Origin of the sequence: Burkholderia sp. 22PA0106, assembly GCF_047497155.1 — a bacterium.
Classification (GTDB): Bacteria; Pseudomonadota; Gammaproteobacteria; order Burkholderiales; family Burkholderiaceae; genus Burkholderia.
In genome coordinates, this window is record NZ_CP163163.1 from 1432598 (window position 1) to 1457962 (window position 25365).

Here is a 25365-nt window from a genome sequence, read left to right on the forward strand (position 1 = left end):
TTTTACGGGGAGTGTTCAACATGAACGCGAGAACGCAATCGTTGGCTGAGCCTGCCGTCACCGATCATTTCATCTGCGCCTCGGCGCGCGGCGAGCACGTCAGGTGGCTCGGGCAGACGCTTGTGTCCACCGGCGCGGTCGAGGCGTCGCCGCTCGACGCGGCGGTGCTGATCCAGCGGATCGGCGGCCTGAATCCGGCGCTCGTCTTTATCGATTTCGCCGGCGACCACGCGGCCGCGAGCACGGCGGTGTCGGCCGTGCGCACGGCGTATCCGGGCCTGCCCGTGATCGCGCTCGGCACCTTGACCGAGCCCGAGAGCGCGCTGTCGGCGCTGCGCGCCGGGGTGCGCGATTTCGTGGATCTGTCGGCGCCGGCGGAAGAGGCGCTGCGCGTCACGCGCGGGCTGCTCGACAACCTCGGCGAACCGACCAGCCGGCACGGCAAGGTGCTGACGCTGCTCGGTGCGCGCGCAGGGATGGGCGTCAGCACGCTGGCGACGAACCTGTCGGTGCTGCTGCAGCGCAAGGTGGCGGCGCAGAACCGCCGCACCGCGCTGGTCGATCTCGGCTTGCCGGCCGGCGACGGCGCGCTGTTCCTCAACACGCGCTGCGAGCTGCATTTCGTCGAGGCCGTGCGCAACCTGCGCCGCTTCGATCGCACGTTCGTCAATACCGCCTTCGCGCATCACACGAGCGGCGTGGCGCTGACCACGCTGCCGCCGAACCTTGCCGATCTGCGCGAGGTGTCGGCGGCCGCCTGCGCGGGCCTGTTCAATCGGCTGCGGGCGTTCGTCGATCAGCAGGTCGTCGATCTCGGCGGCTTCACGAATCGCGAGTTCATCTCGCAGATCGTGTCGCTGAGCGACGAGGTCTGGCTTGTCTGTGATCAGGGCATCGCGTCGGTCGTGTCGGCCGTCGAATTGCTGGGCGATCTGCGCGAGAAGGGCGTCAATACCGAGCGCGTCAAGCTGGTCGTCAATCAATACGACGCGGGGATCGGCCTGCTGCCGGCGCAGATCGCCGAGCGACTCGACGTGCCGCTCGCGGCGACGCTGCCATCGCGTCGCGTCGCGATCGGGCATGCCGCGAACCAGGGCAAGCTGATCGTCGAGGCGGCCGAGCGCGATCCGTACGTGAAGGCGCTCGACGGGCTGATCGAGCGCCTGACGGCGAGCGCCGCGGGCACCATGGGCACGGCAGGCACGGCGTCCGGCGAGGCAGTCGCGCCGCCAGCGAGCGGCCTCGCGGCGCTGAAGCGTTTCATTCAATCCTCCACGAAGCGGTCGTAAGCGAGATGGCACACGACGACATCCAATTTGCCGACGGCGCCGCGCCGTTTTCCCAAACGCAGCAGTTCCACGACATCAAGAACGCGGCGCACGAGCATCTGCTGACCCGGATCGAGGAGCTCGGCTCGGAGTTCGGCCGCTGGTCGCGCCAGGCGATCAACCAGTTCGTCGATCTCGAGATCGACAGCTTCGTGCGCCTGCGCCGGATTCCGCTCAACGAGAGCGAGGTGCGCGAGATCGGCGAGGCGCTGACCAAGGAGCTGGCCGGCTTCGGACCGATCGAGGACCTGCTGGCGGACCCGCTGGTGGAAGACATCCTGATCAATGGCTACAACGATATCTACGTGTCGCGCCGCGGGATTCTCGCCAAGCTGCCGATCCGCTTCACCGACAACGCGCATTTGCTGCGCATCGTGCGCCGCATCCTCGCGCCGGTCGGCCGCCGGCTCGACGAATCGAATCCGATGGTCGATGCGCGCCTGCCCGACGGCGGCCGTGTCAACGTCGTGATCGAGCCGCTGTCGCTGGAAGGGCCGGTGGTATCGATCCGGAAATTCCGCAAGGACCCGCTCAAGCCGTCCGACCTGCTCGAGAACGGCACGTTCAACGACGAGATCGCCACGTTGCTGGAAGCGGCCGTGCAGGGACGCTGCAACGTCCTGGTGTCGGGTGGCACGAGTTCGGGCAAGACCTCGCTGCTGAACGCGCTGGCGTTCTACATCCCCGAGACCGAGCGTGTCGTGACGATCGAGGACACGGCCGAACTGTCGCTGAACCACCCGCATGTGGTGCGCCTCGAAAGCCGCCCCGGCAGTTTCGACGGCACCGGCGTGGTGTCGATCCGCGACTTGCTGCGCAACACGTTGCGGATGCGTCCTGATCGGATCATCGTCGGCGAAGTGCGCGGCGGCGAAGTGCTCGAAATGCTGCAGGCGATGAACACCGGCCACGACGGTTCGATGGGCACGATCCACGCAAGCTCGCCGCGCGAATGCCTGTATCGCCTCGAAATGCTGGCGGGCTTCGCGGGCTTTCAAGGCACCGAATCGAGCCTGCGCCGCCAGATCGCCAACGCGATCGATTTCATCGTGCAGATCGGCCGCTTGTCCAACGGTCGCCGCCGGATTCTGTCGATCACCGAAGTGACGGGCATGGCCGACAACATCGTCGCGACCCAGGAACTGTATCGCTACGAGGCGCGCGTCACGCCCGAGGGCGAGGAAATCGATCATTGGGAATCGCTCGGCATTCACCCGCATTCGCCGAAGCTCGCGCGGTTCCGCAACGTGCTGATCGGCAACATGGGCGGCGCCGACGGTTTCGGCCGTAACGGAGGCTTCAATGTCTAGCGGCGTGCTCTGGTCGCTGTCGTTCGCGCTGATCCTGGCGGCTGCCGGCGTCTGGCTGTGGCGCGGCAGCCAGGTGCGCGAGCAGAGCGCCAGCACACGGCGCTTCTTCGACAGCCGGCTCGACGTGGCGAAGGCTGGTGTGGCCGCGGCGCCTCGGCCATCGGCCGCGCCGTCGCGCGCGACGGCCGGGCAGCAACAGGCCGCGCGCGCGTCCACGCCGCAGCAAGGCATCGCGGGGTGGCGTGCGAAGGTCGGCGAGGCGCTGCGCGGCATCAGCGATCGCGGCGGCCTCGACGAAGTGCGGACGCTGCTGCTCGTGATGGTGGCCGTGGTCGTGATGCTCGCGCTGCTGGCCAGCGCGAGCGGCGGTTGGGTGGCGTTCTTCGCGGCGCTGCTCGGCGGCCTGGTGTTGATCGTGTTGTGGGTGGTGCGGCGGATTTCGGTGCGCCGCCTGAAGATCGTGCGACAACTGCCGTCGTTTCTCGACGGCATGGTGCGTCTCGTCACGCTCGGCAACAGCGTGCCGGCCGCGTTCCAGGGCGCGCTCGGCACTACCGAAATGCCGCTGAGGCTCTGTCTCGACCAGGTGTCGCGCATGTTGCGCACGGGTGTCGAGGTCGATCGCGCGATGGTGCATATCGCGAAGCAATACCGGATTCGCGAATTCGAACTGGTCGGCTCGGTGCTGCGCCTGTCGGTGAAATACGGCGGCCGTGCCGATGTGATGCTGGAGCGCATGGCGACGTTCATGCGCGACTTCGAGGCGGCCGAGCGCGAGTTGCGCGCGATGTCGGCGGAAACGCGGCTGTCTACCTGGGTGTTGGGCTCGCTGCCGATCGCCGTCGGCAGCTTCGTGATCGCGACCAACCCGAAATACTTCACCTCGATGTGGATGAACGATACGGGGCGCCTTGTGTTGTACGTGGCCTTCGCGCTGCAGGCGTTGGGGGTGTTCCTGCTGTATCGAATGGCGCGGCTCAGGTAGGGGGCGACATGGATGCAAATCGTCTGGGGGCCTTGGCGCTGTTGCTTGGCGCGTTCGGGGTGCTGCTGCTCGCCGGGGTGGCGATCGTGCGCATGCTGCTCGCGCAGCGCAGCGACCGCGTATTGGCGAAGGCGCTCGATCAGCGCGTGGCTGCCGGCCGCGCCGCGGCCGAGCGCGCGAGCGGTTCACCCGATCCGAAGCTGGCCACCGCGCCGTCGCTGACGGGGTTCGTGGCGTGGCGCGCACATATCGAACGGGTCGGCATTCGCTGGCTCGACACCGGCCTTGGCAAGCAACTGGTGGCCGACGAAGATCGCGCGATGCTCGATCAATGCGGCTATGCCGATGTGCGCTCGCGCGGCCTGTTCCTGATGGCTCGGATCGTGGGCGTTGCGGTGCTGGTGCTGGTGTCGCTGCCGTTCGTTTTTCATAAGTCGGCGTCGACCTGGATGGGCGTGATGTTCTTTGCGGTGGCCGCCGGCTACATGCTGCCGAAGATCTACGTGCGCCGCCGCGCCGGCGCACGCCGCGAAAGCGTGGGCGAGGAAATGCCGCTGTTCGTCGACATGCTGCGCCTGTTGCAAGGCGTGGGCCTGTCGCTCGACCAGAGCATGCAGGTCATTTCGAACGATTTCCGGACCATGCTGCCGGTGCTGTCGTGGGAGTTGAGCGTGGCCCAGCGCCAATTCGCGGCGGGCCGCACCCGTGAGCAATCGCTGGCGCGCCTGACGCACAGCTTCGACAACGAGGACTTGCGGTCCATCGTGCAGTTGCTGATTCAAGTGGACAAGCACGGCGGCGCGGTGCAGGAGCCGTTGCGGCTGTTCGGCGACCGGCTGCGCGAAGGCCGGCGCGCCACGCTGCGCGAGCGGATCGGCCGGCTGACGGTGAAAATGACGGGCGTGATGGTCGTGACGCTGCTGCCCGCGCTGCTGATCGTGACGGCCGGCCCCGGCATCATGACGGTCGTCAGCGCATTGGCGAGCATGCGGCATTGAGCGCCATACGGCCAAGGAGCCAAGCACAATGAAACGAACCCAAGGGCGCATCGCGCTGGCGGGCCTGCTGGTGACGCTGCTGACCAGCGGCTGCTCGCTGTTCAAGGATTCCAACTACGGCGTCGGCGCGCAGGCCGAGCGGGCCGCGATGATGCAGGCCGCCGCCGACAAGACCGATCCGCCGGACACGCCGGGCATGTATCTGGGCCTGATCGACCGGATGCAGCAGCAGGGGCTGTATTACGCGTCGCTGGCGCATATCGACCAGTACGAGAAGCAGTATGGCTCGACGCCCGACACCAAGCTGCTGCGCGCCGATGCGTTGCGCGCAACCTCGCAGTACGACGCGAGCGAGCAGGTCTACACGCAATTGCTGAACACGCCAGCCGCGTCCCGGGCCTATCGTGGCCTCGGCCTGATCGCCGGCGCACGCGGCGATTTCCCGCGCGCTGCCGGGCTGCTGACGCAGGCGAGCGAACTGGCGCCGACCGATGCCTCGATGCTGTCCGATCTCGCCTACGCGCGCATGCGCGCGGGCGATCTGGCCGCCGCGCGCGTGCCGCTGATGAAGGCCGCCGAACTCGACCAGAAGAACCCGAAGACGTTCGGCAACGTCGCGCTGTTTCTCGTCGCCACCGGGCATCTGGACGAGGCGAGCGGGCTGATGGACCAACAGAAGATGACGCCGCAGGTGCGCGCCGAGATCCGCGACGACGCGGCGCGCGTGACGGCCGCGCAGCGCACGCGTCAACTGACGGTAGTGCCACCCGGGCCGACGCTCGCGCAGAACGCCGTGCGCCGCGATACCGGCCAGCCGATCGCCAGCAACGACGGCTTCGATCTGGCCGCGCCGCTGCTGCAACGATTCTCACAAAAATGACGACGATAGCTACGGAGCCGACGATGCGACAGATCCTCACCCGCCGGGCCCAGGCGGACGCATGGCGTACCGCTCCCGCGCTCGCCGCGCTGGCGGTGGCATGCGCCGCCGCGTTCGGCGCGCCGGCCGCGTTGGCGCAACAGCCTGCTGACCCGGCCTTGGCCCAGTTGCAGCAGCAATTGCTGCCGATGCCCGATTCACAACTGCAAGTGCCGGCGGCCCAGCCTGCGGTGCAACAGGTGCAGGCCGCGCCGCAGGCGCTGCCGACGGTCGCGCCGCAACAACCGCCGCCGCAAGCCGCGTTGCAGCCGCCGGCGCAACCTGTGATCGCGCCGGCACCGCCGCTGCCGGCACCGGTTGTGGCAGCCGAGCCGCCCGCCAAGCCACCGCGCACCTCGACCCGCGCCTCGGATATCGGTTCGAGCACGGAGGCCTGGCTCGAACTGCAGCGCAGCAATCGCGCCGCGTCCGATAACCCGCACCCGTTCGAAGGGGCGGCGGCGTCCTACGCGTATCAGCGCTACCTGGATTCGTTCGGTACGCCGATTCCGGCTTGGTTCGGTTCGTCGCAGGCTGCTCAGGGGAGCAGCGGCGGCGGGTCGTCGTTCGGCAGCGGGCAGTCGCAATAATCGTCGAGGTCGCCATGAGATCCACTCAATCCCGTCGTCCCGGCCGCCAGGCCGGATCCGGCACGATGGACGGCGCGCTCGCCGGCCGGCGCCGGGAACGTGGCGCGTTCGCGACGATGACGCTCATCTTCATGACGGCGGCCATTGCGATCCTGGGCATGCTCGATATCGGCAACGTGTTCTTCCAGCGCCGCGACATGCAGCGGATCGCCGACCTGGCCGCCATGGCGGGCGTGCAGCGGGTGGACAACACCTGCTCGATGTCTCCGGGCGTGGCGACCCTGAGCGCCACAAAGAACGGCCTGAACGCCGGCAAGGGCGACACCATCACGGTCAATTGCGGGCGTTGGGACCCGACCTTCTATGCCGGCCCGAGCTATTACTCGGCCGGCGCGAACGCCGGCTCGTCCGGCGACGTCAACGCGCGCCAATGGAACGCCGTGCAGGTGAAGGTGACGCGCACGGTGCCGTACTTCTTTCTCGGGCCGTCCCGTCTCGTGCAGGCCAGCTCGACGGCGCGCGCCACGGCGATCGACGTGTTCTCGGTCGGCGCGACGCTTGCGCAGCTCGGCGGCACCAGTTGCTCGGGCACGCCGGCTTCGTCGAGCGCAAACCCGGGGCTCGTCAACGGCTTGCTGAGCGGGCTGCTCGGATCGGCGTCGGGGCTGAACCTGAGCCTCGTGTCGTATCAGGCGCTGGCCTGTACCAACGTGCGGCTCGCCGACCTGGCCGCCGCGGCCGGCGTCGGCACCATCAGCCAGTTGCTGGCGCTGAAGCTGTCGCTGTCGCAGTTCCTGAGCCTCGTGGCCAATGCCGCCCAGCAGACCAGCGTCGCCAACGCGAACCTGCAGGCCAGCCTCGGCGCGCTCCAGGCGCTGGTCAAGGCGAACGTGAACGGCGGCAACGTCAACCTCGGCGGCGCGAACGGCCTGCTGAACGTCGCGCTGGCCGACACGCAATCGGCTGCCTCCGCCACCGTCAACCTGCTCGACCTGATCATGGTGGGCGCCGAGGTCGCCAATTCGAACAACGCGGTGGCCGTCAACGTGCCGTCGGTGAACCTGGGTGGCTTGACCGGCACGCAGTTGCAGGTGCAGATCATCAGCCCGCCGTCGATCGGCATCGGCGAGGGTGGCATCAATCCGGCAACGGGTACGTGGCGCACTACGGCGTCGACGGCGGCGGTGGGCCTGTACCTGGTGGTCAATCTCGCGTCGGTCAATATTCTCGGGATCGGCGTCAATATCGGCCTGCCGCTGTATCTGCAGGTCGGCACCGGCAAGGCCGTGCTCAACGCGACAAATTGCGGGTCGACGCTCGCCACCAGCACCGCGACGATCACCGCCACGCCGGGCATCGCCAATCTTTGCATCGGCACCCCGCCGCTCAACAGCAAGGGCTTGATCAGCTTGTCGTCGACGTACAGTTGCAGCGCACCCGCGTCGCTGGCCAACGTCAACATCGCGCCGCTCGGGCTCGGTCTGGTGAATGTGAACGCGAGCATCAAGAATGTCTCCGTGCAGGCAAACGGCGCGTCGCAACAGCATGTGTTCCCCGGCAACGTCGGCACCGACGCCGATTACTGGACCTCGAACTCGAATGCGCTCGGCTCGCTCCTGGCCAGCGCGCTGTCGCAACTATCGGCGTCCAGTATCAACGTCTCGCTCACGCTGGCCGGGGTGTCGCTGCCGCTGCCGACGGGCCTCATCTCGCAACTACTGAGCCTCGTCACCTCGTTGCTCGGTCCGATCCTGCAATCGCTCGACGCCATTATTGTTCCGCTGCTGAACCTGCTGGGTGTGCAGGTGGGCGCGGCCACCGTCCACCATATGTCGCTGACCTGCGGCGTGTCGCAAACGGTCTACTGAACGCATTGACTGGTATCCGATGAGAAATTCACCTGCAATCGAGGGGCTCGACCTCTACGTCTGGGAGGGCAAGGCGGACATCGTCGACCGTGTCGCGCGTTGCATGGCCAGCTTCGACGTGGAGGTGATCCGCGCCGACAACGTGGTGCTGTCGTCGGAACGCGCGGCGGCGCGCCCGTCGCTGGCGATCATCAGCGTCAGCATGATCGAGAGCGGCGCGGCCTTTCTCAGCGAATGGCAGGCCAATATCGGCATGCCGGTGGTGTGGGTGGGCGCAGCGCGCGGCGGCGGTACCGACGCGGCCTCGTATCCGCCCGAGTATTCGCACATCCTGCCGCTCGACTTCACCTGCGCCGAGCTGCGCGGGCTGGTGTCGAAGCTGGTCGCGCAGCTACGCGCGCATGCGGCGCAAACCTCCGCGCCGGCCATGCTGGTCGCGCATTCCGAGCCGATGCATGCGCTGCTGCAGGAGGTCGACACCTTTGCCGATTGCGACACCAACGTGCTGTTGCACGGCGAAACCGGCGTCGGCAAGGAGCGCATCGCCCAGTTGCTGCACGAAAAGCATTCGCGCTACCGCCACGGCGAATTCGTGCCGGTCAACTGCGGTGCGATTCCGGACGGCCTGTTCGAATCGCTGTTCTTCGGCCATGCAAAAGGGTCGTTTACGGGCGCAGTGGTGGCGCACAAGGGCTATTTCGAGCAGGCGGCGGGCGGCACGCTGTTCCTCGATGAAGTCGGCGACTTGCCGCTCTATCAGCAGGTCAAGCTGCTGCGCGTGCTGGAAGACGGCACGGTGCTGCGGGTCGGCGCGGTGGCGCCGCTGAAGGTCGATTTCCGGCTCGTCGCGGCCAGCAACAAGAAGCTGCCGCAACTCGTGAAAGAGGGCGCGTTCCGCGCCGACTTGTATTACCGGCTCGCCGTGATCGAGATCAGCATTCCGTCGCTGGAGGAGCGCGGCGCGGTCGACAAGATCGCGCTGTTCAAGTCGTTCGTGGCCGAAGTGGTGGGGGAGAGCCGCCTCGCCGCGTTGCCCGATCTGCCTTACTGGCTGGCCGACGCGGTGGCCGATACTTATTTCCCTGGGAATGTGCGCGAGTTGCGCAACCTGGCCGAACGGGTGGGCGTAACCGTGCGCCAGACCGGTGCCTGGGATGCGGCGCGACTGCAGCGCCTGGTGGCCCACGCGCGTGCGGCGCAGCCGGTGCCGGCCGAGAGTGCGGCGGAGGTGTACGTCGACCGCAGCAAGTGGGATATGAGCGAGCGCAACAGAGTGATTGCTGCGCTTGACGCGAACGGCTGGCGCCGCCAGGATACCGCCCAGCACCTCGGGATCAGCCGAAAAGTGTTGTGGGAAAAGATGCGGAAATACCAGATTTTCGACGAAGAGCCCGAAGCGCGTGAAAGTGAGGGATAATGCGAAAATTGTGGTTAGAAATACAACTAATCTGTGCAGGATTCTCTACATGAGCCATAAACGGGTTTTGGGGCGCGCATTTGTTGCTGGGTTGTGGGTAGTAGGGGGGCTTCAGGTCGTACAGGCGCAGGGCTTGGCGGGCAGTGACGACGCCGCCCCCGTTGCGTCGTCGCGCGGCGGCGTGGTGAACTCGGCGCCGGCCGCGTCGAGCGCATTGCCGCCTACCTCGGCTGGCGCGCAACAAGCTTCGCCTGCCACCGACGGCACCACGCAAAGCACGGTTGACGAGCTGCAACAGCAGATCCAGGCCCATTCCCTGACCGAAATGCGTACGGCGTACAACGGCAGTTATGGCGCCAGCCTGCTGTTCAGCATCAAGGATTCGACGTATTACGTTGCCTTGTTCCAGCAAAAGGCGTTTTGGCGCGTGCTCAAGACGACGAACGAGGCACGTGCCGAAGCCGTGTTTCGCGATTTCTCAAAGCAGGCCGAATCGCTGTCCGCCACGGAATTGCAGGCCGCTCGCCTCGAAGCGCAGAAGTCGCAAACGGACAAGCAGATCGCCGTGGTGCAGGATCGAGCGAACCGCCTGCAGGCCGATTTGACGATCGCTCGCGAGCAGCAGGCGGCCGTCAACAATCGCCAGAAGGCGACACGCAGCGAGGCGGCATCCTTGCAGTCGCAGCGCGATGCATTACAGGCTCAACTGCGCCAGTTGCAGATGCAGGTGCGTTCCTTGCAACGTCAGGCCGACGCCGGGTTGCCGGGCAACCAATAAGGTTTTTGCGGGCCGGATGAGAAACGGGCAAGCCGAGAGGCTTGCCCGTTTTGCGTTTACTCGCCGCTGCCGCTACTGCCGCCGCCGGTGGGGCCAAGCGGGCGCCGACGGCGCGTGACGATGACGGTTGGGCTGCTGCTGCGCTCGGTCGGCGTGGACACGCCTTCATGCGATTCGCGCGGATAGTCGTTGCGGGGGGCGCTGTATTCGCGCGGGGCGTTGTAATCGCGAGGCTCGCGCGGTTCGCGGTGTTCGCGCGGCGGGTAGCCTTCGCGGCCTTCGCCACGCGATTCGCGCTGGCCGCCGTGCGAGCCATAGGGGCTGTGGCCACCGCCTTCGCGGGGCGGTCGGCCGCCACCGTGACCGCCACCACCGGTGCGGGGGCCGCTGCGACCGCCGCCGCCAGGGCGCGAACCGCCCATGTCGAGCTGGATCGTCGAGATCGCGCGTTTGTAGATGCCTTGCAAACCGACGGGCGTGCGCAGCATCACCAGGTACTGGTCGAACGACTCGATACAGCCCGTCAGCCGAATGCCGTTGACGAGATAAATTTCTACGCGCTTGCGCTCTTTGCGCGCTGCGTTGATGAAGTCGTTTTGCGGATGGGATTCTGCAGGATTGGCCATTGAGAAGCGGCTTGAGCCGGCGTCAGATGAGGGTTTTGCTTGGATGCACCGCGCTATCTGGCGAAGCGCTTGAGCGGGATTCTACCCTGTTCAATTGAGATACGTGCGGGCGCGTTTGTGTCTAACCGTTACCCACTATAGACCTTGCAGCGGTCGAGGGCGATTTGGCTGGATGGCCGAGGCAGGTTGCCTGGACAGGATAACGACGGGGCTTTGCGATCGCGGAACCGGCTTGCGATGAGGTCGCGGCGGCGGCGAGGCAGGATTGGCGCGACGGGCGCGGCCAACGGTCGCGCCTTGCGACCGGGCCGCCAGCGCTCAGTATTGGTAATCGGGGTTCTTCGGATCGAACGTGCTGTCGTCGAAGCTTTTCGGCGCAATCTTCTCGAATACGATTCGTTCGAAGAGGGTTCCGTCGTTGTCGTAAGATTCGACGGTCCGGAAGTAGGGATGGCGCAGGTCGAGGCCGAGCGTCTCTTTTTTTGCGTAGAACTGGGGGCGGCCGGTCGGCGTTTCGTAAGTCAGCGCGACCACGCGCACGCCGTCGATCGTCTTCGCCTCCACGTGGGTTGGGCGACTTACGCCGGCCGCCTCGTATTTCCTGCCCTCGCTCAGATACAGCCCCGTGATGTATTCGGTGCCGAGATCGCGGATCGTGTGGTTCGACTGCCCGCGTGCCAGCACGCCCGTCAGCGACGTCCACAACGGGATCTTGCCGAGCAGCCCGCCCAGATGGCCGTACATCTCGTCCTTGCGCTTGGTCTCGTCGTAGATCGCTTCCTGGCCCGAATGCGGGCCGTCGGGCAGCCACTTCGCGTAGACCCGCAGCGGCTCGCGCGTGATTCTGACGAGCATGTGATCGGGGCGACTCGCCCACGAAGTGCCGATCCGCTCCTGGCGCGTCATCGTGAATTCGTAAGACGGATAGCCGTTCGGACCGGCCGCGATATACGCCGGCACCGTCATCGGGTCGAGCGCCGTGAACAGGGCGGTGAGCGTCGCATCGTCGAGCTTGTCGAGCGCGCCGTCGCGCGCGGCCGTTTTCAGCCACGCGGCCTGCTGCGCCATCGGTTGTTGGACGACCCGCGCCAGTTCGGGCGGCAGCGCTGCCGCAGTGGCGGCCGTGCTCGATGCGTTTTGCGCACTGGCAGGAACGGCGAGCACCACCATGGCGGCGGCAAGGGCAACGGACAGGGCGCAAGGCAGTGCGACGCCACGGATGCGGCGCAGGGGCAGGCTCGACGGCATGCAGATCTCCTCTCGTGGGTGCGGGTGCCGGATCAGTGCGGCGCGGCTGGCTTGAGCTTCGCGAGCTCCTCGTCGCGCAATGCGCGGCGCAGGATCTTGCCGACGTTGGTCTGCGGCAGCGCGTCGCGGAACTCGATCGCCTTCGGCATCTTGTAGCCGGTCAGGTTCTTGCGGCAGTGCGCGAGCACCTCGTCCACGGTCAGCGACGCATCGCGCCGCACCACGAACGCCTTGATCCGTTCGCCGTGCGTGGCGTCGGGTACGCCGATCGCGGCGGCCTCGCTGATGCCCGGGTGCATCACCAGCACTTCCTCGATCTCGTTCGGATAGACGTTGAATCCGGACACCAGAATCATGTCCTTCTTGCGATCGATGAGCCGTACGAAGCCGCGCTCGTCCATCACGCCGATGTCCCCGGTCGCGAGCCAACCGTCGTCGTCGAGCACCTTGGCCGTTTCGTCGGGGCGCAGCCAGTAGCCGCGCATCACCTGCGGGCCGCGCACGCACAGCTCGCCGGCTTCGCCGATGCCGGCCCAGGTGCCGTCCTCGAGCCGCATGCGCACCAGCGTCGATGGCGCCGGAATGCCGATTGAGCCGCTGAAATCGTGCATGTCGTGGAGGTCGACCGGGTTCATCGTCACGATCGGCGAGCATTCGGTCAGCCCGTAGCCCTCGACGATCGGGCAGCCCGTCACCTCCTTGAAGCGGTCGGCCACGGCGCGCTGCATCGCCATGCCGCCGGCCATCGCGAGCTTGAGCTGCGAGAAATCGCGCGCGCGGAACTCGGCGTTGTCGAGGAACGCGTTGTAAAGCGTATTGATGCCGGTGATGCCGGTGAAGGTTTCCTTGCGCAGGATCTTCATCATCATGGTGGTGTCGCGCGGGTTGGCGATCAGGATGTTGCGGCCGCCGAGGCCCATGAAGATCAACGCGTTCACGGTCAGCGAATAGATGTGATACAGCGGCAGCGGCGTCAGCACCGTTTCGATGTCGCCCGACACCTGGTCGGCGATCCAGGCCTTTGCCTGCAGCAGGTTGGCGATCAGGTTGCCGTGCGTGAGCATCGCGCCCTTCGCGACGCCGGTGGTGCCGCCCGTGTATTGCAGAAACGCGAGATCGTCGCGCGTGAGCGGCACCGGCTTCGCCGGCGCGGCGGCCCCTTTCGCGAGCGCCGCGCGCAGCCGTACCGCCCGGGGCAGGCCATAGGCCGGCACCAGCTTCTTGACGCGCTTCAGCACGAAATTGACGAGCCGGCCCTTGGCGTTGAAGCCCTCGCCGAGCAGGTCGCCGAGCGCCGTGACCACCACGTTGCGCACGCGGGTTTCGGGCAGCGCTTCTTCGAGCGTGTGCGCGAAATTCTCGAATACGACGATGGTTTCCGCGCCGCTGTCCTTGAGCTGATGCGCGAGTTCGCGCGCGGTATAGAGCGGATTGACGTTGACGACGATCGCGCCAGCCTTCAGTACCCCGAATAATGTGACGGGATACTGGAACGAGTTCGGCAGCATGATCGCGACGCGGTCGCCGGGCTTCACGCCGAGGTCGCGTTGCAGGTACGCGGCGAACGCATTGGCCTTGCGCGCGAGCGCGGCGTAGGTCAGGCGTGAACCGGCGCTGATGTAGGCGACCCGATCGGCGAAGCGTGTGGTGCACTCGTCGAAGTAGTCGTCGAGCGAGGCGTATTGCGTGAGGTCGATCTCGTGCGGCACACCGCGCGGATACGAAGGAAACCAGATGCCGTCGGTGTTCGGCGCCGGCGCGCCGAGTTGGGCCGCAAGGGCGTTCATCGCATGTCTCCAGAGTCGTTGTAATCGGTATCGGCCGGGAAGCCGCCGGCCCGCGCGGGTTCGCGCGTGTTGCTGATGAAGCGGGGTGATGCGCCGCGCGGCGCGTCAGCGCGGCTGTCGTGCGTGAAGCTGGGTGCCGGCCGAAGCGCCGAACGGCCCGACGGACAGCTCGCCGCCGCCCGGCCCGAGGCTCATGCCGCGTTGTGCGTCGTCGAGCACCGCTGCGAAAATCGACATCTGCGACGCATCGGGCATCGGTGCCTTCAGTGCGGCGACGATCAGCGACGACAGCCGCGCGATCATCTGCACGTCGTTCATCGTGCGGCCCTGTGAGAAGTCGTCGAGCAGGCTGTCGGTTTCAGCGCCGGCGAGCGCGCCGGACAGCGCACCGATCGCGTAGTGCAGCCGCCAGCCGAGTTCGCTGCGCGGCAGCTGCGGCAGCGCGCGTTGAAACGCATCGAAGAAACGGCCCGCGACGCTGGCGTAATGCGCGGCCAGAAAGCTGCGCACGAACGTGGAGGGGTCGGTGTAGGCACGGCCGATCAGCCGCAGGAACGCGCGGCCGCCGCGCTGCGGGTCGCGCGACGCCTGCAAGGCCGGGATGAACATCGCGCCGAGCACGTGCTCACAGGTGATCGAGTTGCCGAGCTGGGCCTCGAAGCGATCGAGGATGCGCAGCCGTTCGTCGTTGAGCTGATCGAGGCGACGCGACAGCATCGCGTGGATCAGGGCTTCCTTGCTGCCGAAGTGATAGTTGACCGCGGCGAGATTGACCGCGGCGCGCGACGTGATCTGACGCATCGACATCGCTTCGAAACCATGTTCGACGAACAGATCTTCTGCCGCGTCGAGTATGCGCGCCTTCGTGCCGCCGGGTTGCCGGCTGGCCTGACGAACCGCCATGTACGCCTCCGTTGATCGCTGTTTCGCATTACGAACGAACGATTCAAATCTCCAATTGAAACGAGCGTTTTTTCGTAACGATAAAAAGTGCGGAGGGAGGCGGCAAGCGTTGTGTGTGGGCAGATTCCTCTAGAGGCGATGTGCGAATGCAGCATCGCCGGGCGGGAAGCGCGATGCGTCGCGCTTCCCACGATGATGCACTGCGGCCGAGGCTTAGTGGCTCGCCGCGACCTGCGCGGCGCTTTGCGTCATGTCGATGCCGCGCCGTTCGCGGCTGAACAGGATCAGCACCGCGATCACCACGGCGACGGTGCCGCCGACCAGGGCGAGCGCGTGGCCGTAGTTGTTGCCGTTGTCGATCGCGATCTGCGCCTGCATCGCGGCGTTGCCCGATGCGAGCAGGTTGCCGAGCTGATAGATGAAGCCGGGGAACGTCGCGCGAATTTCGTCGGGCGAGATCTCGTTCAAATGCACGGGGATCACGCCCCACGCGCCCTGTACCGAGATCTGCATCAGGAACGCGCCGGCCGCGAGGGCGATCGGGCCGCTCGAGAAGGCCCACAGCGGCAGCACCGGCAGCGCGATCAGCGAGGCGATGAAGATCGCGCGGCGGCGGCCGATCTTTTCGGAGATCGAACCGAAAGCGAGGCCGCCGACGATCGCGCCGATGTTGAGCACGATCGTGATCCACGACACCGTGTGCGGATCGAAGTGATGCTGTTCGCGCAGGAACGTCGGGTAGAGATCCTGCGTGCCGTGCGAAAAGAAGTTGAACGCCGTCATCAGCACCACGGCGTAGACCGACAGCTTCCAGTTCTGCTTGAGCGTGGCGACGAGGCTCGGGCGCGGACGTTTCTCCATCTGCTTCCAGGCCGGCGATTCCGGCACCTGCGCGCGGACGTAGACCACCAGCAGCGCGGGCAGCACGCCGATCATGAACATGCCGCGCCAGCCGATGTACTGGTAGAACAGGCCGAACACGATCGAGGCCAGCAGATAGCCGCTCGGGTAGCCGGCCTGCAGCAGCCCGGACACGATGCCGCGTGATTTCGCCGGCACGGTTTCCATCGTCAGCGCGGAGCCGACGCCCCATTCGCCGCCCATCGCCACGCCGAACAGCGCACGCAGCACGATCAGGGCCATCAGGCTCGGTGCGAAGCCGGAGGCCAGTTCGAGAATCGAATAACAGGCGATATTGATCATCAGCGTCGGACGACGGCCGAAACGATCGGCAATCCGGCCGAAAATCAACGCGCCGAGCGGGCGCATGGCGAGCGTAAGCGTGATGGCGAAAGCGACAGCCGGGATTTTTGTATTGAATTCCGCCGCGATATCTTTCAGTACGAATACCATCAAGAAGAAATCGAACGCATCAAGCGTCCAGCCGAGATAGGCGGCGATCGTTACGTTTCTTTGTTCCCGGGTCCAGCTCATGAGGCAGGCCTCCTTGGTCGTCTGCGCCACGGCTGTCGCGGTCGCCCGGCTGGCGCGGGGCGCGGACGGCGGTTCAGTGTACGCCGGGGAATTGCGATCGCGTTCCGTTTTGTTCCGGGCTCCGGATTAATCCCTAGATGAATTAACGTTCGAAATCCGAATATCGCGGAATCAGAATGCTGAATGAAAGAAATGTATTGAAATCGAATGCCTCGGATTTCGATATTTACAATATTGATTCGTGAATCGGCGTCGACCGATTCATGATTGCTCACAATGTCGTGCGCACAGGCGTCGCGCGCGACGGTATCGTGGCGATGATTCGTTATTGGAGACCGATCATGGCGCTGGGCACCGATGTCCATCTGATTCCCGCCAAACTCGATGCGCTGAAGCCGACCCAGATGACCGTCGGGTTTCGCGAGGTCGAGGCGAAGCGCAAACACTGGCAGTCGCTCGGCAAGAAGGCACGGCGCGACTCGATCGAACTGCACTGGTTTCCGGCCGTGCTCGGGCCGGGCAATGCGCTGTATATCGTCGATCACCATCACCTGGGCCGGGCGTTGCTGGAAGAGGATGTGCGCGACGTGAAGGCGATGTTGTTGAAGGATCTGTCCTGGCTCGACGACACGATCTTCTGGCGGATGATGGAGCACAACCAGTGGGTGCATCCGTTCGGCCCGGACGGGGCGCGTCACGGCTACGACCGCCTGCCGGGCGCGCTGACCGGCCTCGGCGACGATCCGTATCGCAGCCTCGCCGGCGAATTGCGCACGTCGGGCGGCTACGCGAAGGACACCACGCCGTTCAGCGAATTCCTGTGGGCCGACTACTTGCGCACGAAAATCCCGGTGCAGCGGATCCGCAAGCATTTCGCGAAGGCGCTCGACGAAGCGCTGGCGCATGCGCATGCCGCGGACGCGCGCTATCTGCCGGGTTGGTCCGGCGTGTATACGCCGAGGCCGTGAGATGAGCGAGGAGCGTCAAGCGCCGCCGGCCCGGCCCGAGGCCGCCGCGAACCTCGCGGCGAGCACGCCGTCGCCCGTGCAGCCGGTGCAGGAAGCGGCGCCGGGCGGCGCGGCCCACTTCGCTTCGCTCGGCGCGCCGGCCATGCCGCGCGGCGAGCGAAGCTGGCGCGACGCGCTGGCCGGGCTGTCGATCGCCGGCTTGCTGATTCCGGAGGCGGTGGCGTATGCGGGGCTCGCGAATCTGCCGCCGCAGGCCGGGTTGATCGCGTTGCTGGTGGGGCTGGTGGTGTATGCGGCGCTCGGCAGCAGCCGGTTCGCGATCGTGTCGTCCACATCGTCGTCGGCTGCGGTGCTGGCGGCTACCGTGTTGTCCGAAACCGGCGCATCGCCGGCCGCGCAACTGGCGCTGGCCGCCGCGATGGTCGCAACCACCGGCGTGCTGTTCCTGATCGCGGGCGCGGCCCGGCTCGGCGGCATGTCGGATTTCATCGCGCGGCCCGTGCTGCGTGGTTTCACGTTCGGGCTGGCGCTGACGATCGTCATCAAGCAACTGCCGAAGATCCTGGTCGTGCCGGTGCATCACGGCGATACGCCGCATGTCTTCGTCGATCTGCTGCGCGGTATGCCGCTTGCGAATCCCGCCAGCGTGGCACTCGGCGCCGTTGCGCTGGCCTTGCTGTTTGCACTCGGCAGCCGCTCGCGGGCGCCGGCCACGCTGATCGTGATCGTGCTCGGTATCGCGGCCGGCTACGGCATCGATTGGTCGGCCTATGGGATTGCCGTGGTCGGGCGGATCGACCTGGCGCATGTCACGTTCGGCCTGCCCGCGCTCGATCGGGCCGCCTGGAGCCAGACGGTCGAGTTGGGCGTTGCGCTGATGTTGATCCTTTACGCCGAATCGTATGGCTCGATCCGCAGCTTTGCGCTCAAGCATGGCGACGCCGTATCGCCGAATCGCGATCTGATCGCGCTCGGCTGCGCGAACCTGATCTCGGGGCTGCTGCACGGGATGCCGGTCGGCGCCGGCTATTCGGCCAGTTCGGCCAACGAGGCGGCCGGCGCGCAAAGCCGGCTGGCGGGGGCGTGTGCGGCCTTCGTGATCGGGCTGATCGTCTGGCTGCTGCTGCCGCAACTGGCGCGCACGCCCGAGCCGGTGTTGGCCGCGATCGTGATCTTCGCGGTCAGTCATTCGCTGCATCCGGCCGTGTTCCGGCCGTATTGGCGATGGCACCGCGACCGCCTGCTGGTGATCGCCGCGATTCTCTCGGTGCTCGTGCTCGGCGTGTTGAACGGGCTGCTCGCGTCGATTGCCGCGAGCCTGCTGCTGACGGTGCGCCGCTTGTCCGAGCCGAAGCTCAGTGAGCTGGGGCGTTTGCGCGACAGCCGCGATTTTGTCGATGTGGCGATTCATCCCGATGCCACGCGGGTGGCGGGGATGCTGATCGTGCGGCCGGAAGGGCCGTTGTTTTTCGCGAATGCCGAGCGCGTGCTGGGGCGCGTCCGTCAGCTTGCCGCGGCCGGAAGTGCGAAGGTGGTGGTATTGAGCCTGGAAGAATCGCCGAATCTGGACGGCACGGCCGTCGAGTCGCTGAAGACGTTCGCGGCCGAATGCGAGGCGCGTGGCTGGCGGCTCATGCTGGTGCGATTGAAACCGGACGTGCTGACCGTGTTGCGGCGAGCGTGTGATGACGACTTGCGGGAAGAGGCGCTGTCGGAGTTGAGCGTGGATGAGACGGTGGCCCGGCTCGGATGAGCGGGGCGCGGCCCGGGTTGGCCTGGGAATGAAAAAAGCCGGCACGAGGCCGGCTTTTCAAAACTTGTGGTGCCCAGGAGAGGACTCGAACCTCCACGATGTTGCCACCGCTAGGACCTGAACCTAGTGCGTCTACCAATTCCGCCACCTGGGCACAAGTTGCTGCTGCATCAAGCAAGACCGCAATTATAAAGGGCGCGGCCACCCTGTCAACTCTTTTTTCGGGACAGAACTCATTTCTGTCATCGACTCATGGGTCATGCCTGCACCGCGATCGGTGGGGAAGGCCATGCGTTCCCTCCCGACCGGAAATGAAAAAAGCCGGCACGAGGCCGGCTTTTCAAAACTTGTGGTGCCCAGGAGAGGACTCGAACCTCCACGATGTTGCCACCGCTAGGACCTGAACCTAGTGCGTCTACCAATTCCGCCACCTGGGCACAAGCTGCTCATGCATCAAGCAAGAACGCAATTATAGCGTGCCAGAGCAGCATGTCAACAATTTTTGCGATTCCAGTGGTGGGGCAGGGTTGGGGACGGTACCGTGCCGATTCCCGCTGCGCCGGCCCGCGCTACGGTACGATGGCGTGCGGCATCGGGCATCCGGGCGTGACGGCGCACAAGTGTCCCACGGCCGGCGATGCCATCAATTGCACCCCGAATGGAGAGCCGAATCATGAGCAACGGTCGCGACCAGGACCGCAGAATTCTCGACCTGTTCGGCATCGAACTGCCGATCGTTCAGGCGCCGATGGCGGGGGCGACCACGCCCGAGATGGTGATCGCCGTCAGCGAGGCTGGCGGGCTCGGTTCGTTGCCGTGCGCGATGCTGTCGGTTGAGCAGATGACGGCGGCGCTGGCGCAGATTCGCAGCGCCACGCGCAAGCCGATCAACGTCAATTTCTTCGTACACGCCGATCCCGCGCCGGACCCGGCCGGGCAGGCCGCCTGGCGCGCGGCGCTCGCGCGTTACTACGTCGAACTGGGGATCGATCCGGCCGATCCGGTGCCGTCGTCGAACCGCGCGCCGTTCAATGCGGCGTATTGCGAGGTGGTCGAGGCTTATCGCCCCGACGTCGTCAGCTTCCATTTCGGCTTGCCCGCGCCCGCGCTGCTCGAACGTGTGAAGCGCACCGGCGCACGCGTGATCGCGTCGGCCACTACCGTCAAGGAAGCACGCTGGCTGGCCGAGCGCGGCGTGGATGCGGTGATCGCGATGGGCTACGAGGCGGGCGGCCATCGCGGCAATTTCCTGTCGAGCGAGATGAGCACGCAAGTGGGCACGCTGGCCTTGGTGCCGCAAGTCGTCGATGCGGTGCCGGTGCCCGTGATCGCGGCCGGCGGTATCGCCGACCCGCGCGGCGTGCGGGCCGCGTTCGCATTGGGCGCCTCGGCCGCGCAGGTCGGCACGGCTTATCTGCTGACGCCCGAAGCGAAGGTCAACGCGTTTCATCGCGAGGCGCTGCGCACGGCCGGCGAGGACGAAACGGCGCTGACCAACCTGTTTACGGGGCGTCCGGCACGCGGCATCGTCAATCGCCTGATGCGCGAGATCGGGCCGTTGTCGGAGCTCGCGCCGGCGTTCCCGACTGCGGGCGGTGCGCTGATGCCGCTGCGTGCCGTGACGGAAAAAACCGGCTGCGCCGATTTCAGCAACATGTGGTCGGGGCAGGCGGCGCGGCTGGCGCGCGAAATGTCGTCGGCCGCGCTGACGCGTTATCTTGTGGGCTTGGCGAGCGCATGACGTCGCGGCAGGAACGGCCTCGTTGCGTCGGGCCGGCCGGGTTGACGGTCGGCATGCGCGTCACGTAAGTTTCGATGACAGTTCATCGAAGCGACGGTGTGCCCCATGGCGTGCCCCGTCGCTCTCTCCGGGAGCTTTCATGGAACAGGCTGTTGAGCGCCGTCCGTTCAGGTTCGTGAGGCGGGTTGCCGCCGTCGCCGCGACGGTCGCTGCCGTGGTGGTCGCGCTGCAGCTCGCATCCGATTTCTCGGATCGTCACCCACTGGCGGCCGGTTCGTGCCAGCCGGGCTCGGTCGATTCGCAGCGTCAGGTGCTGGTCAATTATTTCAAGGCCGGTGCGGACAAGGACAAGACGTTCGAACTGCTGCCCGGCGCGATCTGGGACGAACACAGCCAGATCTGGACGATCCTGCTGCGGCATACGGACAACGATGGCACGCGCGCAACCTATGTCGCACGCATCACGTGCGACGGGCATGCGGATTTGTCGGTGCTGAACGGGGAGAGCTGACGCGCGGCGGGAAGGGGAGCGGCGGGTGCGCCGAAATGAAGAAAGCCGGCGCAAAGCCGGCTTTTCAACATGTGTGGCGCCCGGCAGAGGGATCGAATTGGATGATCTGGAACAACACTCATTACGCTTCAGACGTGTTGTTTGGCAAGTTCAGCAATTGTGTGAATCTGGCGATGGCACGTCCGTGGCATTTTGTCGTTCATCGTCATCGGGATCATCTCCAAATATTTCGTCTTGAAAACCAGCAGCATAGGTTGATGGTCTGGATCGGTTTTAAATCAACGCGATCCCTGCGCGTGGATCAATTCTTGGTCAATATAAACAGCGGGATTGGCGAGGCGGATCAATTGTCCTGGAGAAATTGCTGGGATGCGTTTTATAGGTTGCCTGACACGATGGATTCGAGGAATTCACGGCTCAACGATTAAGGATTAACCTTTGTGCGACAATTAACCACTTCCTATGGCGTGCGCGGGCCGGAATTAAATACATTATTTACCGAATCGTAGAATTCTATTGTTTATTAAAGCATATACGATCAGGTCTCTTGTCTCTAGAATTTTGCGGATAGTCGATTGGTTTAAATCATTGAATTTCAGAATTAAATTCAGCCAGATTTATCTGCAATACAACTTTTTAGTCTGTCCCGATGGCGCGCTGCCACACACGCAGTGCAAGGAGTCGATTCCGGTATCGGTTGGGCGAATCGTTGAAACGGCACCGAGGTGTCCCGCGTTGTGATCAACGCGCCCTCGGGTACACGAAGAACGGAGAGAACGACGTGCAGAGCTTCAAGGAAGGATCCAAGTTCCCACCGATCACCCGCAGTGCCGAGGGGGCTGCGGGCCGCTTCCCGTCTGCGAATTCGCCTCGGTCCACCGAGAGCCACATGTCGCCTGGCTCCTGCGATCCGCTGCCGTTCAATCCGTACAAGGGCAACCGCGGGTTCACGCGCGGGTGGCACGCACTCAAGAACTCGATTGCGGGCGTGCGAGTCGCATTCCGGGAGGAATGCGCGTTCCGTCAGGAGTTGGCGATCGCGGTGGTGCTGGTGCCGATCGGAATTGCTGTCCCGGTCGAGCCGGTCGCACGCGTGTTGCTGCTTGGCTCGTTGCTGCTGGTGCTGATCGTCGAGCTGCTGAATTCGAGCGTCGAGGCCGCGATCGACCGTATCTCGCTCGAGCGCCACGAGCTGTCGCGCCGAGCCAAGGATCTCGGCAGCGCCGCAGTGATGATCGCGCTGCTCGTGTGCGTGATGACGTGGGCTCTGATCCTCGCACCGGCATTGGGGCCGCTGCTCATGCGCTGGCTGCACGCGTAGCCGGTGGTGGGCATGACGAATGCCGGAAGCGGGCGATACGGCCCGCTGCAAGCCGGCAGCAACATGTTTGATTCCCATGATCAACTCACCGGTGTTTTCTTGTCGCACGAACAGACATCAGGCGTGAATCACGCGTTGCAAGCATCCGAATGCCTCGACCATCAAAGGCGGTTGCGGGTCATCGCATTGACTGGCTGTGATGGTTCAGGCAAGTCGACACTGGCCACGAGCCTCGTTGCCCAGCTTCGCCAACAAGGCCCGACGGTACAAATCTATCTGGGGCAGTCATCGGGACACATCGGCGGTTGGATCGGCACCGTTCCCATCATCGGGCCATTGCTCGAGCGCTACCTGCTTCGTCAATCGGAACGGGTCCATGGTCGCCTTGCAGGGGCCCCCGGCATTGTCCCGGCGTTCGTTATTTACCTGCTCTCGTGCTGGCGTGCGCTGAAATTTCGCCGCATGCTCGCGCAGTCTCGCCGCGGTGTGCTGGTGATAACCGACCGCTATCCTCAAGTGGAAGTGCCTGGCTTTCGTTTTGATGGCCCCCAGCTTGCAAAGACGAGCGGAGGGAGTTGGCTCGTGCGTCGGCTCAGGGCTCACGAGCGGCGACTCTACCGATGGATGGCCGCGTACATCCCGCTGCTGGTGATCCGGCTCAATGTCGACGCCGACACAGCCCATGCTCGCAAGCCCGACCACAAACTTGCGGTGTTGCGCGAAAAAGCCGCGATATTGCCGCGTCTCACATTCAATGGCGCGCGCATCCTCGATCTCGATTCACGGGAACCGCTCGACACGATACGGGACGCCTCACTTCGCGCCGTCTCGAAGGCCTTGCGCCGATGCCAACCCTAGCAGGGCCATTGCCCGAGCCTTCACGCTTATCACCCTGATGCAAAAATCGACCATCGAGACACCCGCCGAGCCTCTCCTTCCGACAGCAGGATTGATCGCAGTAGTGGGCTGCGACGGCACCGGAAAATCGACGCTGACGGCGGATCTCGCAAGGACATTCAATCTGGAAACTCCCGCCAAGCGCTGCTATCTGGGGCTGGTCTCGGGTGAGGCAGGAGACCGTATCAAGCATTTGCCGCTCATTGGCGTCTGGCTCGAGCGTCGCTTGGCGGCCAAGTCCGAGCAGGCCCAGGACATGCGGAACAAGCGGCCTGCGATCTGGGCCGCATTGATCATGTATGGGCTTTCGCTGTGGCGTGCCGCCCACCTGTGGCGAGCGCATCGTCTTGCGCGGCGCGGCACCCTGGTCATCACCGATCGGTACCCGCAGGCCGAGGTCTCGGGGTTTCATTTCGATGGCCCGGGCCTTGGCGTGGAGCGTAGCGGCCAAGGGTGGTTGGGCAAACTCGCGGCGCGCGAACAGCGCTTGTATCGGCGGATGGCAATGCATCGTCCGGCACTGGTGATCCGACTTGGCATCGACGTCGACACCGCCCACGCGCGCAAGCCCGATCACAGCCTGGCCGAACTGAGAAACAAGATCACGGTCATGGCCGAACTTCAGTTCGACGGCGCAGCAATTCTCGATCTGGACACGCGCGTGCCTTACGCCGAGGTGCGGGAAAAGGCCCTGCGAGCCGTTCTTGCCACTACCGCGACAGACCAGGACCGTAAGCCGAACGTGGCAGACCGCCCGGCATGACCAAGGTTTGCCGCGATCCATGCCGTTTCATCGCAAAGAGCCCTGAATATGAACGCTGCCCCAATCACTGCTCGACCACCGCTGTGGCGTCGCTTCCTCATGGGCGCCGGGAAACGCTTTTTGCGCTGGAACGGGCGCTTTCAATCCCGTCATTCGCTCGTGCCTACGACGCCGGTGATCAGCAACGACGCGTTTGACTGGGTGCCTCAGCTCGAAGGTGCATGGCGCGAGATTCGCGAAGAGCTCGAGCACCTGCTTGAACATCCCGAGGACATACCTGCGTTTCATCAAGTCTCGCCCGATCAAAAACGCATTTCCAAGGGGGACAACTGGAAAACCTTCGGCTTTTATGTCTATGGCAATCGTGTGGACCAGAACTGCGCATTGTGCCCGCGTACGGCGGCAGTGCTGGACGCGCTGCCAGGCATGCGCAGCGCCATGTTTTCGATTTTGCAGCCGCACTATCACATCGTTCCGCACCAAGGCCCGACGCGCGCGGTCATTCGCGCGCATCTGGGGCTGAAAGTGCCTGAGGACTGGCGCAACGTCTGGATTCGCGTCGACGATCAGTTCCTTCATTGGCACGAGGGCAAGGTCGTGCTGTTCGACGACAGCTACGAGCATGAGGTGCGCAACGACACCGACGAACTTCGCGCCGTGCTCTTTATCGACATCGAACGGCCAATGGACCGCATCGGGACAATCTGCAATCGCTTGCTTCTGCGATTGATTCGGGCAAGCCCATACGTCAAGCAGCCGTTAAAAAATTTGGCGGCCTTTAACCAGAATCACGGTAAAAACTGAATTGCTATTTTTCAAACCAAAACTCCGCGCAGGTCTACGCGCGGATTCGGATGGCGGTCGATACCGACAGCCATGGCTTTCTCAAGCGCCACTCAACCTAAGGAAGACGGCTTCTTGGGTGAGCATATTGGCGTGCAAGCGATCTATGTCAGAGTAATGAATCATTCTCCGATTTAGCAAAGGAGTTTTAAGCTTATTGTTTTGGATTCAATCGCGTGGCGTAAGGATAATGTGGCTCTTCGGCGGATAAAAAATCTGAATTTTTAAAATGTGCAAAAAGATTGGCGTCTCCGCGAATCGATTCACGTTTGTGCAGGGGACTCTGGCCGGCATTTCGGATCGGAAGCACGCCGATTTCCCGGGGGCAACGTGCCGGAAGGCATGGCTGCGGCAAATGATGATCGAACCAAGAGAGT

General features: G+C 64.8%; 23 protein-coding genes and 2 tRNA genes. 18 read left to right on the top strand and 7 right to left on the bottom strand.

Annotated features, from left to right (window positions below):
• Positions 1–20 precede the first annotated feature (20 nt).
• From AB4850_RS21320 to AB4850_RS21360, 9 genes are read left to right on the top strand one after another with little or no spacing between them, the layout of a single operon-like run.
• A complete protein-coding gene (locus AB4850_RS21320) occupies positions 21–1289 on the top strand; it encodes a fimbrial protein (protein ID WP_414444973.1) in 1269 nt (422 codons plus the stop codon).
• Between the two features lie 5 nt (positions 1290–1294).
• Positions 1295–2638 (top strand): CpaF family protein, encoded by a 1344-nt coding sequence (locus AB4850_RS21325; RefSeq protein ID WP_414444974.1) that lies wholly within the window; start codon positions 1295–1297, stop codon positions 2636–2638.
• Positions 2631–3623 carry a type II secretion system F family protein gene (locus AB4850_RS21330; RefSeq protein ID WP_414444975.1) on the top strand — a complete coding sequence of 331 codons (993 nt, stop codon included), beginning with the start codon at positions 2631–2633 and terminating at the stop codon, positions 3621–3623. Before AB4850_RS21325 ends, AB4850_RS21330 begins: the two co-directional genes overlap by 8 nt.
• 8 nt (positions 3624–3631) lie before the next feature.
• Positions 3632–4621, top strand: coding sequence for a type II secretion system F family protein (locus tag AB4850_RS21335; RefSeq protein WP_414444976.1), 990 nt, complete (start codon positions 3632–3634; stop codon positions 4619–4621).
• Between the two features lie 28 nt (positions 4622–4649).
• Positions 4650–5501, top strand: a complete 852-nt coding sequence (locus AB4850_RS21340; protein ID WP_414444977.1) for a pilus assembly protein — start codon at positions 4650–4652, stop codon at positions 5499–5501.
• Between the two features lie 23 nt (positions 5502–5524).
• A complete protein-coding gene (locus tag AB4850_RS21345; protein ID WP_414444978.1) occupies positions 5525–6130 on the top strand; it encodes a DUF3613 domain-containing protein in 606 nt (201 codons plus the stop codon).
• Between the two features lie 14 nt (positions 6131–6144).
• Positions 6145–7998 (top strand): TadG family pilus assembly protein, encoded by a 1854-nt coding sequence (locus AB4850_RS21350; RefSeq protein WP_414444979.1) that lies wholly within the window; start codon positions 6145–6147, stop codon positions 7996–7998.
• A 19-nt stretch (positions 7999–8017) separates the two neighbouring features.
• Positions 8018–9415, top strand: coding sequence for a sigma 54-interacting transcriptional regulator (locus AB4850_RS21355; protein ID WP_414444980.1), 1398 nt, complete (start codon positions 8018–8020; stop codon positions 9413–9415).
• 49 nt (positions 9416–9464) lie between these two features.
• Positions 9465–10193, top strand: coding sequence for a DUF2968 domain-containing protein (locus AB4850_RS21360; protein ID WP_414445574.1), 729 nt, complete (start codon positions 9465–9467; stop codon positions 10191–10193).
• Positions 10194–10249: 56 nt separating this feature from the next.
• Here the strand turns inward: AB4850_RS21360 and hfq are convergent, their stop codons facing one another.
• The 5 genes from hfq to AB4850_RS21385 form a co-directional block, all read right to left on the bottom strand.
• Positions 10250–10819, bottom strand: coding sequence for an RNA chaperone Hfq (gene hfq / locus AB4850_RS21365; protein ID WP_414444981.1), 570 nt, complete (start codon positions 10817–10819; stop codon positions 10250–10252).
• A 318-nt stretch (positions 10820–11137) separates the two neighbouring features.
• Positions 11138–12067, bottom strand: coding sequence for a DUF1571 domain-containing protein (locus tag AB4850_RS21370; RefSeq protein ID WP_414444982.1), 930 nt, complete (start codon positions 12065–12067; stop codon positions 11138–11140).
• Positions 12068–12099: 32 nt separating this feature from the next.
• On the bottom strand, positions 12100–13854 hold the full coding sequence (locus AB4850_RS21375) for an AMP-binding protein (protein WP_414444983.1): 1755 nt from the start codon (positions 13852–13854) through the stop codon (positions 12100–12102).
• A gap of 105 nt (positions 13855–13959) precedes the next feature.
• The gene (locus AB4850_RS21380) at positions 13960–14757 is read right to left on the bottom strand and encodes a TetR/AcrR family transcriptional regulator (protein ID WP_414444984.1); all 798 of its coding nucleotides are present in this window, start codon (positions 14755–14757) and stop codon (positions 13960–13962) included.
• A 213-nt stretch (positions 14758–14970) separates the two neighbouring features.
• Positions 14971–16191 (bottom strand): MFS transporter, encoded by a 1221-nt coding sequence (locus AB4850_RS21385; RefSeq protein ID WP_414444985.1) that lies wholly within the window; start codon positions 16189–16191, stop codon positions 14971–14973.
• A gap of 341 nt (positions 16192–16532) precedes the next feature.
• Between AB4850_RS21385 and AB4850_RS21390 the strand changes: the two genes are divergently transcribed.
• Together AB4850_RS21390 and AB4850_RS21395 are read left to right on the top strand one after the other, a co-directional pair.
• Complete coding sequence (locus AB4850_RS21390; protein ID WP_414444986.1) at positions 16533–17159, top strand: ParB-like protein; 627 nt, start codon at positions 16533–16535, stop codon at positions 17157–17159.
• A 1-nt stretch (position 17160) separates the two neighbouring features.
• A complete protein-coding gene (locus AB4850_RS21395; RefSeq protein ID WP_414444987.1) occupies positions 17161–18912 on the top strand; it encodes a SulP family inorganic anion transporter in 1752 nt (583 codons plus the stop codon).
• Positions 18913–18979: 67 nt separating this feature from the next.
• On the opposite strand, the gene AB4850_RS21400 is transcribed toward AB4850_RS21395, so the two are convergent.
• Positions 18980–19066, bottom strand: a tRNA-Leu gene (locus tag AB4850_RS21400).
• Positions 19067–19262: 196 nt separating this feature from the next.
• Positions 19263–19349: transfer RNA gene (locus AB4850_RS21405), tRNA-Leu, on the bottom strand.
• A gap of 236 nt (positions 19350–19585) precedes the next feature.
• On the opposite strand from AB4850_RS21405, the gene AB4850_RS21410 reads away from it, so the two are divergent.
• The 7 genes from AB4850_RS21410 to AB4850_RS21440 all read left to right on the top strand — a co-directional run bounded on the left by AB4850_RS21410 (position 19586) and on the right by AB4850_RS21440 (position 24949).
• Positions 19586–20653, top strand: a complete 1068-nt coding sequence (locus AB4850_RS21410; RefSeq protein WP_414444988.1) for an NAD(P)H-dependent flavin oxidoreductase — start codon at positions 19586–19588, stop codon at positions 20651–20653.
• A 139-nt stretch (positions 20654–20792) separates the two neighbouring features.
• Positions 20793–21164, top strand: a complete 372-nt coding sequence (locus tag AB4850_RS21415; RefSeq protein ID WP_414444989.1) for a hypothetical protein — start codon at positions 20793–20795, stop codon at positions 21162–21164.
• Positions 21165–21199: 35 nt separating this feature from the next.
• Positions 21200–21592: a hypothetical protein gene (locus AB4850_RS21420; protein WP_414444990.1), complete on the top strand. Its 393-nt coding sequence runs from the start codon at positions 21200–21202 to the stop codon at positions 21590–21592.
• Positions 21593–21945: 353 nt separating this feature from the next.
• Positions 21946–22485 carry a diacylglycerol kinase gene (locus tag AB4850_RS21425; RefSeq protein WP_414444991.1) on the top strand — a complete coding sequence of 180 codons (540 nt, stop codon included), beginning with the start codon at positions 21946–21948 and terminating at the stop codon, positions 22483–22485.
• A 12-nt stretch (positions 22486–22497) separates the two neighbouring features.
• Positions 22498–23343 (top strand): hypothetical protein, encoded by an 846-nt coding sequence (locus AB4850_RS21430; RefSeq protein WP_414444992.1) that lies wholly within the window; start codon positions 22498–22500, stop codon positions 23341–23343.
• Positions 23344–23380: 37 nt separating this feature from the next.
• Positions 23381–24145, top strand: coding sequence for a hypothetical protein (locus AB4850_RS21435; protein ID WP_414444993.1), 765 nt, complete (start codon positions 23381–23383; stop codon positions 24143–24145).
• Between the two features lie 48 nt (positions 24146–24193).
• Complete coding sequence (locus AB4850_RS21440; RefSeq protein ID WP_414444994.1) at positions 24194–24949, top strand: aspartyl/asparaginyl beta-hydroxylase domain-containing protein; 756 nt, start codon at positions 24194–24196, stop codon at positions 24947–24949.
• Positions 24950–25365 lie beyond the last annotated feature (416 nt).

Bases quoted from the DNA above. Each gene is read 5' to 3' on its own strand.
- AB4850_RS21320 (WP_414444973.1), top strand. From the start codon at position 21: ATGAACGCGAGAACGCAATCGTTGGCTGAGCCTGCCGTCACCGATCAT.
- AB4850_RS21325 (WP_414444974.1), top strand. From the start codon at position 1,295: ATGGCACACGACGACATCCAATTTGCCGACGGCGCCGCGCCGTTTTCC.
- AB4850_RS21330 (WP_414444975.1), top strand. From the start codon at position 2,631: ATGTCTAGCGGCGTGCTCTGGTCGCTGTCGTTCGCGCTGATCCTGGCG.
- AB4850_RS21335 (WP_414444976.1), top strand. From the start codon at position 3,632: ATGGATGCAAATCGTCTGGGGGCCTTGGCGCTGTTGCTTGGCGCGTTC.
- AB4850_RS21340 (WP_414444977.1), top strand. From the start codon at position 4,650: ATGAAACGAACCCAAGGGCGCATCGCGCTGGCGGGCCTGCTGGTGACG.
- AB4850_RS21345 (WP_414444978.1), top strand. From the start codon at position 5,525: ATGCGACAGATCCTCACCCGCCGGGCCCAGGCGGACGCATGGCGTACC.
- AB4850_RS21350 (WP_414444979.1), top strand. From the start codon at position 6,145: ATGAGATCCACTCAATCCCGTCGTCCCGGCCGCCAGGCCGGATCCGGC.
- AB4850_RS21355 (WP_414444980.1), top strand. From the start codon at position 8,018: ATGAGAAATTCACCTGCAATCGAGGGGCTCGACCTCTACGTCTGGGAG.
- AB4850_RS21360 (WP_414445574.1), top strand. From the start codon at position 9,465: ATGAGCCATAAACGGGTTTTGGGGCGCGCATTTGTTGCTGGGTTGTGG.
- hfq (WP_414444981.1), bottom strand. From the start codon at position 10,819: ATGGCCAATCCTGCAGAATCCCATCCGCAAAACGACTTCATCAACGCA.
- AB4850_RS21370 (WP_414444982.1), bottom strand. From the start codon at position 12,067: ATGCCGTCGAGCCTGCCCCTGCGCCGCATCCGTGGCGTCGCACTGCCT.
- AB4850_RS21375 (WP_414444983.1), bottom strand. From the start codon at position 13,854: ATGAACGCCCTTGCGGCCCAACTCGGCGCGCCGGCGCCGAACACCGAC.
- AB4850_RS21380 (WP_414444984.1), bottom strand. From the start codon at position 14,757: ATGGCGGTTCGTCAGGCCAGCCGGCAACCCGGCGGCACGAAGGCGCGC.
- AB4850_RS21385 (WP_414444985.1), bottom strand. From the start codon at position 16,191: ATGAGCTGGACCCGGGAACAAAGAAACGTAACGATCGCCGCCTATCTC.
- AB4850_RS21390 (WP_414444986.1), top strand. From the start codon at position 16,533: ATGGCGCTGGGCACCGATGTCCATCTGATTCCCGCCAAACTCGATGCG.
- AB4850_RS21395 (WP_414444987.1), top strand. From the start codon at position 17,161: ATGAGCGAGGAGCGTCAAGCGCCGCCGGCCCGGCCCGAGGCCGCCGCG.
- AB4850_RS21410 (WP_414444988.1), top strand. From the start codon at position 19,586: ATGAGCAACGGTCGCGACCAGGACCGCAGAATTCTCGACCTGTTCGGC.
- AB4850_RS21415 (WP_414444989.1), top strand. From the start codon at position 20,793: ATGGAACAGGCTGTTGAGCGCCGTCCGTTCAGGTTCGTGAGGCGGGTT.
- AB4850_RS21420 (WP_414444990.1), top strand. From the start codon at position 21,200: ATGAAGAAAGCCGGCGCAAAGCCGGCTTTTCAACATGTGTGGCGCCCG.
- AB4850_RS21430 (WP_414444992.1), top strand. From the start codon at position 22,498: ATGACGAATGCCGGAAGCGGGCGATACGGCCCGCTGCAAGCCGGCAGC.
- AB4850_RS21435 (WP_414444993.1), top strand. From the start codon at position 23,381: ATGCAAAAATCGACCATCGAGACACCCGCCGAGCCTCTCCTTCCGACA.
- AB4850_RS21440 (WP_414444994.1), top strand. From the start codon at position 24,194: ATGAACGCTGCCCCAATCACTGCTCGACCACCGCTGTGGCGTCGCTTC.